The sequence below is a fragment of the Allgaiera indica genome (assembly GCF_900106675.1).
In the GTDB taxonomy this organism is placed as follows: Bacteria; Pseudomonadota; Alphaproteobacteria; order Rhodobacterales; family Rhodobacteraceae; genus Acidimangrovimonas; species Acidimangrovimonas indica.
The window spans coordinates 1-8,197 of sequence record NZ_FNOB01000050.1 but is presented as its reverse complement, the minus strand read 5'-3'; the positions used below and the strand labels follow the sequence as shown (position 1 = coordinate 8,197).

Annotated in this window: 7 protein-coding genes and 2 pseudogenes; 5 read left to right on the top strand and 4 right to left on the bottom strand. The window is 68.8% G+C overall.

Going from position 1 to position 8,197, the window contains the following annotated elements:
- Nucleotides 1-55: 55 nt before the first annotated feature.
- Nucleotides 56-468: pseudogene (locus BLV97_RS20250) on the bottom strand (transposase); the annotation flags it as partial.
- 66 nt (nucleotides 469-534) lie between these two features.
- Between BLV97_RS20250 and BLV97_RS20245 the strand changes: the two are divergent.
- Nucleotides 535-879: pseudogene (locus BLV97_RS20245) on the top strand (transposase); the annotation flags it as partial.
- A 60-nt stretch (nucleotides 880-939) separates the two neighbouring features.
- Here the strand turns inward: BLV97_RS20245 and BLV97_RS20240 are convergent.
- The 3 genes from BLV97_RS20240 to BLV97_RS20230 are packed head-to-tail and all read right to left on the bottom strand — an operon-like array spanning nucleotide 940 to nucleotide 5,730.
- Nucleotides 940-1,764 carry a DUF6671 family protein gene (locus tag BLV97_RS20240; RefSeq protein WP_210184820.1) on the bottom strand — a complete coding sequence of 275 codons (825 nt, stop codon included), beginning with the start codon at nucleotides 1,762-1,764 and terminating at the stop codon, nucleotides 940-942.
- A gap of 29 nt (nucleotides 1,765-1,793) precedes the next feature.
- Complete coding sequence (locus BLV97_RS20235; protein ID WP_051645955.1) at nucleotides 1,794-4,181, bottom strand: YbcC family protein; 2,388 nt, start codon at nucleotides 4,179-4,181, stop codon at nucleotides 1,794-1,796.
- A 4-nt stretch (nucleotides 4,182-4,185) separates the two neighbouring features.
- Entirely contained in the window at nucleotides 4,186-5,730 is a 1,545-nt protein-coding gene (locus BLV97_RS20230; protein ID WP_035840581.1) for a proton-conducting transporter transmembrane domain-containing protein, read from the bottom strand.
- Between the two features lie 96 nt (nucleotides 5,731-5,826).
- Here BLV97_RS20230 and BLV97_RS20225 point away from each other — a divergent pair, with 96 nt between their 5' ends.
- The 4 genes from BLV97_RS20225 (at nucleotide 5,827) to BLV97_RS21005 (ending at nucleotide 8,137) form a co-directional block, all read left to right on the top strand.
- Entirely contained in the window at nucleotides 5,827-6,723 is an 897-nt protein-coding gene (locus BLV97_RS20225; protein WP_035840584.1) for a LysR family transcriptional regulator, read from the top strand.
- A 56-nt stretch (nucleotides 6,724-6,779) separates the two neighbouring features.
- The gene (locus BLV97_RS20220) at nucleotides 6,780-6,929 is read left to right on the top strand and encodes a DUF2256 domain-containing protein (RefSeq protein ID WP_081824974.1); all 150 of its coding nucleotides are present in this window, start codon (nucleotides 6,780-6,782) and stop codon (nucleotides 6,927-6,929) included.
- 215 nt (nucleotides 6,930-7,144) lie between these two features.
- Nucleotides 7,145-7,558, top strand: coding sequence for a thiol-disulfide oxidoreductase DCC family protein (locus tag BLV97_RS20215; RefSeq protein ID WP_244521082.1), 414 nt, complete (start codon nucleotides 7,145-7,147; stop codon nucleotides 7,556-7,558).
- Nucleotides 7,559-7,921: 363 nt separating this feature from the next.
- Nucleotides 7,922-8,137: a hypothetical protein gene (locus BLV97_RS21005; protein ID WP_143037600.1), complete on the top strand. Its 216-nt coding sequence runs from the start codon at nucleotides 7,922-7,924 to the stop codon at nucleotides 8,135-8,137.
- The last annotated feature ends 60 nt before the right edge of the window (nucleotides 8,138-8,197 follow it).

Sequence of the window (8,197 nt, the reverse complement as noted above, 5' to 3'; positions counted from 1 at the left end):
GCCGTCACCGCGGAACTTCACGCCCCTCGCCATCGTCCTCGGACCGATGGCGGACTATGGCTCGACCGTCGATAAGCAGGTTCAAAGGCTTGCCAAAGCGGCGATACGGGATCTGCACACCGATCCGCGCCTGGCGTCGGCACAGCGTCGAATAATCCGGCACCGGCCAGTCGAGCCCCGCCATCCGGATCAGGCTCTCGACCAGTCCAACCGTTTGCCGAAGCGGAAGGCCGAAGAGCACTTTCAGCGTGAGGCAGACCTGGATCGCGGCATCAGAGAACGTCTCGGGCCGCCCCCGCTTGCCGCTCGTTCCGGCGTGCCAGACCGTGTCGGGATCAAACCAGACCGAGAGCGAGCCCCGCTGGCGGAGCGCGGCCCTCGCCATCGGGCTTGGACCGGTGGCGCCGCGATGGCTCGATAGTCGGACCAGTTCGTCGTGCGATAGCGGGTGGGAGAGGGCTTCGGCATGGCGCCGAACTAACGCACTGGATTCGCGCAGTGAATCCTCCTCACCGATATGTGCAACAAGCCCCCTTCGAGGAAAAATACGGCGCCAAATATGCGCGGAGCGTGACCTGCCTGACCAAGGACACCGAGGCGCTCCTCGCCTTCCACGACTTCCCGGCGGAGCATTGGGATCACTTGCGCACGTCAAATCCGATCGAAAGCGTGTTCGCCACCGTCCGTCACCGCACGGTTCGAACCAAGGGCGCCCTGTCGCAGAAGACGGCAAGACTGATGGTGTTCACCCTCGTCAGGGCGGCATCGAAGAGATGGCGCAGGCTCAATGGCAAGAACCAGTTGCCTCGCGTCATCGAAGGCGTCAAATTCAGCGACGGCATCGCTCAACCCGATGCCAGCCAGAACCGCGCCGCTTGATCTCGCCGCGTCACCCAAATTCAGCCACAGCTCCCGGTTCGCGCCGGCGAGGCTTTCATTTCAGGGGTTGCAGCGCGGGCAGGTTCCCGGGTCCCCCTCGGTCAGGCCGTCTTTGCGAGGCCGCGTCTCTTCCAGACCACAGACGCCGCAGCCCCATCGTTCTGCTCGCACCAGAACTGTCGGTCCAGCGCACCAGGCGCAGGGAAGTCCCATCTCCACACCAACCTTGCCAAACCCCGGTGCGGCACAGACAGGGCACGCTGTCTCCAGTCGCCTGGCAAGTTTCTGCGCCAGCCTGCCGAGTGTTTCCATCCTGTGCGGATTGCAGTGCGCGCGCATGTCGGTCTGGATGAACGCCTTGCCATCCGTCGAAAGGCGCCGGACCTTCGCTAAAGCCGCCCCCAGTTGTTCCACGCTGCCAATGCCCTTGATCACGTTATCGCCCACGGCATCATCGTCCGCGCCCACGATCACCCTCTGCGCCGGGAACCCGATGCGTGCCAGGAAGGATCCCGGGTCTTCGTCCGGGTCAAGCAAGAGATGATCGTAGACTGGCGTCTCATCGTAGAGCCTCTCCACCAGAGTCAGGCCGATCCTCTTGTCGACCCAGGCCACGACCTCCACGCCAAACGGGATGAAGGGGATCCGCGGATGCGGCCCGTAGGCGCCCTCGCTCGCGAGCGCGAGGTCGCCGCCCGCGCGCGACAGACCAAGCGCCGCCTTTGCGAGGGCGGCATCCTCGACTGTGCCCTGCCGGGCGACCTCGCCGGTGAAGGTGCCGAGTGCATCGGTGTCGATGCCTTCGGGCACCATCAGGTCCAGGCCCAGTTGCTCGGCAAGGATCGGGGCAAAGGCGGCCTCCTTGCCGTGCATGGTGGCCAGCACCGCGACGCGTCCGGCATAGGGCCCGGGTGTCATGCGGCCCGGTCGGCGGGTGTGGCGGCGGCCTTTCTCCCGATCCAGACGCCCCGGTCGTAGCGCGCGGCGATCCGGCCCTCGGCGTCCATCGCATGCAGCGACAGCCAGCCGTTGTCGAAGAGTGCCCTCACCCCCGGGTGCCGGTCCAGCACGCCCGAGATCGCAGCCTCCGGCGCCTCGATCACCACGGCCAGCCGCACCGGATCGTGGCGCAGCCCCGCGCCGTCATGGAGCGACTGCCAGGGCAGGCCGGGCCGCAGGTTGCCGCCGTTGCCCTCGACCACCCCGATCCCACCGGTGACGTTGTGGATCAGCTTGTTGCCCGCCCCGAAGACCCCGGGCGCCACCGCCGAGCCGTGGTATTGCAGTGCGATCCAGCTGGCGACGACCACCGGCGCGGTCAGGATCAGTTCGAGCGTGCCGAAGCCCTGATCTGCCCGCCAGTCGTAGCTGTGCAGGAAGACCCGCCCGCCAAGGTCCCGCCCCGCCGTCCGCCCGCGCGGGGCGGCGATGAAGGCGCGGCATCCGGCCAGCCCCCATTCGGGCCTGAGCTCCGACCAGTCCCTGCCCCGTGCGGCCAGCCCGGCCCCCGATCCTGCCCGCGGCAGGCTGGCGGCCCGGGCCGTCTGGGCGACCGCCCCGGCGCGGCCCAGCACCTGCCGCAGATGCGCCAGTGCCGGGGCCGGCACTTCGCCCAGCCCGTCATCGAACAAGCTCACCCGATCGCTGACCGTGTCGTGCAGGCCGGCGACGAAGCGGGTGTCGGCGGGGATCTCTATACCTTCCGACACCAGACCGGCGCGCACTGCGGGCTCGTTCAGCAGCCCCGCCAGCAGCCGCGCGTTCACATCGCCCGCATGCCCGCCGCAGGCCCCGCATTGCAGGGCGCTGGCATGGGGGGCGTTCGTGACATGGGCGCCATGCCCCGCGATCAGCACCAGCGGCGCGAAGCCCCGGGTCAGCGACATCGCGCGCAACACCTGTGCCGCCGCGGCGATGCGGGCCTCCAGCGGCAGATCGAGCCGCGGCGCGGGCGTGGGCGGCGCGTCCTTGCCAAGCCCCAGCGCCGACGCCGCGAGCTTGCCGAGGTATCCCGGCCCCGCCGCCTCGACGAAGGCGAAGGAGGACACGGCGGCCAGCTTGAACCGCCCCCAGGCCCGCACCGCCCGGCGTTTGAGGCGCAGGCCGTCGTCCTGCGCCCTGCCCGCCGCCCTGCCCGCCGCCGTGCCCGAAGTCAGGCCCGGTGACAGCAGCACCGGCGCCCGCGCCTCGACAAGATCCGAGGCCGAGGGCCTGTGATTCACCGCCAGCCCGAAGAACCCCGCGAAGCCGAGCGTCTCGGCGCCCGGCTCCGCCGCCTCCAGCGCCCGCCGGAAGGGTTCCGACCGCACGTCGATGCAGAACGCCGCCTGGATCAGCGGATGCTTGTCGCGGGGCGGCTTGGGCCCGTCGATCGTGAAGGCCTCCGCCAGCCGCCGCTCCTCGGCCCGGTCGGCGGCCTCCTGCAGCGCCAGATCGGCGCGCAGCGCAGCATTCGGCTGCAAGGGGGCGGCCCAGCCGGTCAGCGCCTCCTTCCACCCCGCGGCGAGCGCGGCCCCGAAGGCGGCCAGCAGCGCCCCCTCCCAGGCCAGCCGGATCAGCAGCAGCTCGAACGCGGTGGCGTCATGCCCGCCGTCCCGGGCGGCCCGCCAGCCAAGGCCGCGGGCATACTGCGCCCAGCCGCCCAGCGTCGTCAGCAACCGCTGAAGGTAGAGCGGCGCCGCCTCTGCCGTCAGACTGAGCTGCCCGCAAAGCTCGGCGAAGGCCGCGCGCGGATCGTCCGGAAGGGCGGCGACGTAAGCGCAGACCCCCCCGAGGCCGTGCAGCCCCGGCGTCAGGTCGCGCTGCGCGAAGGCCTTCCACGACCGCCAGGGCGTGCCCTGAAGCGCAGGCCAAAGCGCCTGCCCCCGGTCGAACTGCGCCGCGGCCCAAAGGCCGATCCGTTCTTCGACAAAGGCGGGCCAGTCGGTACCGGTCGTGGCCTTCGCAAGGTCGGCCAGCGTCGGATCCGGCGCAAGCGCGGGCTCGGGCTCCCCGGCGGCGGCCCTCAGCGCGGCGACCGAAAGGCCCGCGCCAGCCGCGGCGCCGGCAAGATCCCGGTCTGTGATCCGGCCGGCGGCGATCCACGCAGCCGCAGTGCTGCGCGGCAGGGTCAGCCGCGCCCCGGCGATCCGGGCAAGGCGGGCGGCGGCGACCTCGCGCGTCTCGCCCGACTGGCCGAGGAAGGGATTGACCGCGACCGTCGCGTCAAGCGCGAAGGCCGGCGGGATCTGGCCCACCGCCTCCTCGGCAGCGGCGAAGAGGGCGAGCGTTTCGCCCGGGAACTGGAAGCTGTGATAGGTCATTCGCTCATCCTTTCGAAAGCGACCGGGCCATCCGGTCGGTCACCGCATTGAGGTAAAGGCCGTTCATCAGATGCACGCGCAGCCCCGCCGCCGCCGGATGCCCGGCCCAGAGCGGAAAGGTCGCCTGCGCCAACGCCGCCAGCCCGAAGCCCGCGACCGACAGCGCCATCACCGCCCAGGTCAGCGCATCGGGCGCGGGCGGCAGCGGCAGGCTGCCTGCCGACAGCGCATTGGCCCCGGCGTGGAAGGCGAAGTAGGCCAGCGTCGCCGCGCCCGACATCGCCGTGGTGCGCCATGTCAGCGCCCGCGGCGCGGCATCGGCCAGCCCCTGAGCGATCAGGTAGGCCACGCCGAAGATCAGGATCGCCCCCAGCGCCACGGCCTGCGGCGCCATCTGCCCGATCCCGAAGACCGCGCCGACCCCCGCGTAGATCGCCAGCGCCAGCGCGAAGGCACGCGCCACGGCGCGCCCGCCGGGCACCGCCACCGGACCGGGGCGCCGGATCGCGGTGACCGCCTCGACCGCGCCGCCCGACGACAGAAAGGCATGCGCCTTATAGAGCGAATGCGCCACGATATGCAGCAGCGCGAGCGGGAAGAGCGCGAGCCCGCATTGCAGCACCATGAACCCCATCTGCGCGCATGTGGACCAGGCCAGCGCGGTCTTCACCGCGGGCTGGGTGGTGGCGACGGCGGCGGCGACCAGCGCGCTGAACCCGCCCACCAGCGCCAGCACCGTCAGCACGGCGGGCGCGGTCAGCATCACATCGGCAAAGCGGATCAGCAGGAAGCCGCCCGCGTTCACCACGCCTGCGTGGAGGAGGGCCGAGACCGGCGTCGGTGCCTCCATCACCTCCGTCAGCCAGCCGTGGGTCGGGATCAGCGCCGATTTGAACACCGCCGCCACCGCCAGCAGCAGGGCCGCCAGCCACAGGTCCGCCGGCACCCGGCCCGCGTGAGCTGCCGCGGTGATCGCGGCGATGTCGGTGGTGCCGAAGCCCCGGATCATAAGGATCACGGCACCCAGCAGCGAAAGGCTCGCGATCAGCCCGCTAAGGGATTTCTTCGCCGCGGCGCGCCGGGCGCGGGGCCGCTCGGGATAGAACAACAGAAGCCGGTTCAGCGCGGCACCGACGCAGACCCAGGCGACGAGAAGCTGGATCAGGTTCCCCGCCAGCACCAGCACCAGCACGGCGGCAAGCGTCAGGCTCATCCAGCCCATGAAGGCGCCCTGCCCCGCCTCGCCGTCCAGCGCCACGCGCGAGAAGCGCAGCACCACCCAGCCGACGAAACCCACGGTCAGCGCAAGCGCGACGCTGACGATGTCGAGCCGCGCCGACAGCCCCGCCCCGGCGGCACCGATCAGGCCCGAGGTCTCGGGACCGCCCAGCGCAAGGTGACCCCCGGCGGCCAGCGACGCGGCCAGATGGGCGATCATCGCGCCCTCGGGCAGACGCAGACGGGTTCCGGCACGCGGTCCGGGGCGCAGGACAAGCACAAGGCCGGCAAGCGCGGCCAGCAGGGGGCCGAGAAAGAGAAGTTGGGACATGACAGAACCTCCGGTTGCGATCGCCCCGGTCATAGCTGCGGCGCAGCATCATAAAAAATACATTGTTATTGATGAAACGTTCTATAAATAAGAACGATGTCCGATCTGAACTACCATCATCTGCGGTATTTCCGAGAGGTTGCCCGCGACGGCAACCTGACCCGCGCGGCAGAGCGGCTGAACGTCTCGCAATCGGCCCTCTCCAGCCAGATCCGCACGCTGGAGGACCGCCTTGGCCAGCCGCTGTTCGAACGCCGCGGGCGCCAGCTGGTGCTGACCGAGGTGGGCCATATCGCGCTCGACTATGCCGACCGGATCTTCGGCGCGGGCGAGGAACTCGTGTCAGTCCTGCGCCAGGCCGGCGCAGGGCGGCAAGTGCTGCGGGTCGGCGCGCCCTCGACGCTGTCGAGAAACTTCCAGCTTCGGTTTCTTGCCCCGATCATCGGATCTGACGAGATCGAGATCGTGCTGCGCTCGGGCAGCGGGCCGATGCTGTTCGAGGCCCTGCAATCGCTGGCGCTCGACGTGGTGCTGACGACCGAGCCGCCCGCGCGCGACGTCTTCTCGGCCTTCGTCGCCCACCGGGTCTCGGCCCAGAAGGTCGGCCTGCACGGCACGCCGCACCGTATGCGCCACCCGACGCTCGCCGAGGCGCTTCGGCAGGAGCCGGTGATCCTGCCCACCGACAGCTCGATCCGCACTGGCTTCGACAGCCTCGTGGCGCGGCTGGGGCTGCGCCCCCGGGTCGCGGCGGAGGTCGACGACATGGCGATGATCCGGCTTCTGGCGCGCGAGGATGCGGGGCTGGCGATCACCCCGGCGGTCGTGCTGGCCGACGAGCTGCGCGAGGGGCTGCTGGTCACCGCGCCCTTCGATCTGGACATCGTTGAGGATTTCTACGCCGTCACCCTGCAGCGGCGTTTCCCCAACCCGGTACTGGAACGGGTGCTGGGTGCGGCGGCAGAGGCTGGCGATACCGGCGCCTCGCGCTAAACTCGGATCTTGGGTAGCCTTCGGTCTCCGCAGGCCAGGGGAGCACACGCTTGAAGATGCGCCGGATATCCGATCTGCCGAGCAAGACCTGCCCGGCCTGCAACCGCCCGTTCACCTGGCGCGGGAAATGGGCACGCGACTGGAAGGCCGTTCGCTACTGCTCCGACAAATGCCGAAGGTCGGCAAAGTCACCCGCGCGGGCCTGAGGCGCTCTGATCCCCCGCCCCGAACCGGGCCGCCCGAACGGCAATGCAGGCAAGAGGCCGGACGACCTTGATCGCCCCGATTGCCACAACCCAAAATGATCCAGCCGAGAATGATCCGGGCGCGCGCGCCGACCGTTGAAAGATCATGAGACGCTACTTTCAGGAATGTGAAAGGGGCGCGGCGCACCGCATCGCCCGGCGTGCCGCTGCGGCGGTTGCAGATCTTCGGCACCTGCAAGCGCGGCCTTCGGCTGCGCCTTGCCAGGCAGGCGCCGCCGGTCATGCTTGAAGCGGTCACCGTCTGGTACGACAGCGGCTGCCCGCTCTGCCGCCGCGAGATCGCGCTGATGCGCCGGCTCGACCGCCGCGGGCGCATCACGTTCGTGGACGCGGTGGGCCCCGATGCGGCCTCTCCGATCGACCGCGCCGAGATCCTTGCACGCTTCCACCCCCGCGAAGGCGACCGCCTCCTTTCGGGCGCGGAGGCCTTCGCCGCCATGTGGCGGGCGATCCCGCTGCTGCGCCCCTTGGGCATTCTGGCTGGGTGGAGGCCTCTCATTCCCGCGTTCGAATGGGCCTATCGCAGGTTCCTGCGGATTCGCCCGCTCCTTCAGAAACTCCTCAGCTGAGATCGCCGCCCCTTCGCACCCGCGGAAGTCTTCGCACAGGACCCGCAAACCCGAACGCTGATTTGCGCAACAACGCCCCGTGGGAGTATCACCAACGCTCGAAAGAGAACCAAATCTTGCCAGAGCAAACCTATAAGCGCGGACTCGAAGGGGAGCAGGTCAACCCTTGCCCAGTCATCTTACTTCTGGGCAAGGGTCGCATGGAATTTCGGGCCTAAACCCTGTTTACTTAAAACTAATGGATTCTCGCAGCCGAATTCGTAACGTTTTCATTATGCGAGCTGCAGCCTGTGTTTTCCGCGACCATGATCGATTGGTTGCGTAGCAGGTCTGGCCAATTTTCCAATAGGTTTGGGGGAAGCGATGGCACGGTCAGAGGAAAAGACGAATTGGTGGACCGGGGAAACCGGAACGGTGCATTACGATGACGATGACAAGGTGGTCGGTTATTCCAAGGCACACGAGCCGACCTTCATGGAAAAACTGACGGGAACGGCCTCATCCCCTCAAACCGACCACTTCAATAACGACGATGAACTGCAAGGTGAGCTACCCCCCGAAATTCGGACACTGACATAAGCTACGATTTGCAGTCTGCTGATCTTCGACGAGAAGGAGATCAGAGATGTCGAAACGCAA

Excerpts from the sequence above, each read along its gene's own strand:
- BLV97_RS21005 (WP_143037600.1), top strand. The coding sequence starts at position 7,922 with ATGGCACGGTCAGAGGAAAAGACGAATTGGTGGACCGGGGAAACCGGA.
- BLV97_RS20220 (WP_081824974.1), top strand. The coding sequence starts at position 6,780 with ATGCGCCGGATATCCGATCTGCCGAGCAAGACCTGCCCGGCCTGCAAC.
- BLV97_RS20225 (WP_035840584.1), top strand. The coding sequence starts at position 5,827 with ATGTCCGATCTGAACTACCATCATCTGCGGTATTTCCGAGAGGTTGCC.
- BLV97_RS20230 (WP_035840581.1), bottom strand. The coding sequence starts at position 5,730 with ATGTCCCAACTTCTCTTTCTCGGCCCCCTGCTGGCCGCGCTTGCCGGC.
- BLV97_RS20235 (WP_051645955.1), bottom strand. The coding sequence starts at position 4,181 with ATGACCTATCACAGCTTCCAGTTCCCGGGCGAAACGCTCGCCCTCTTC.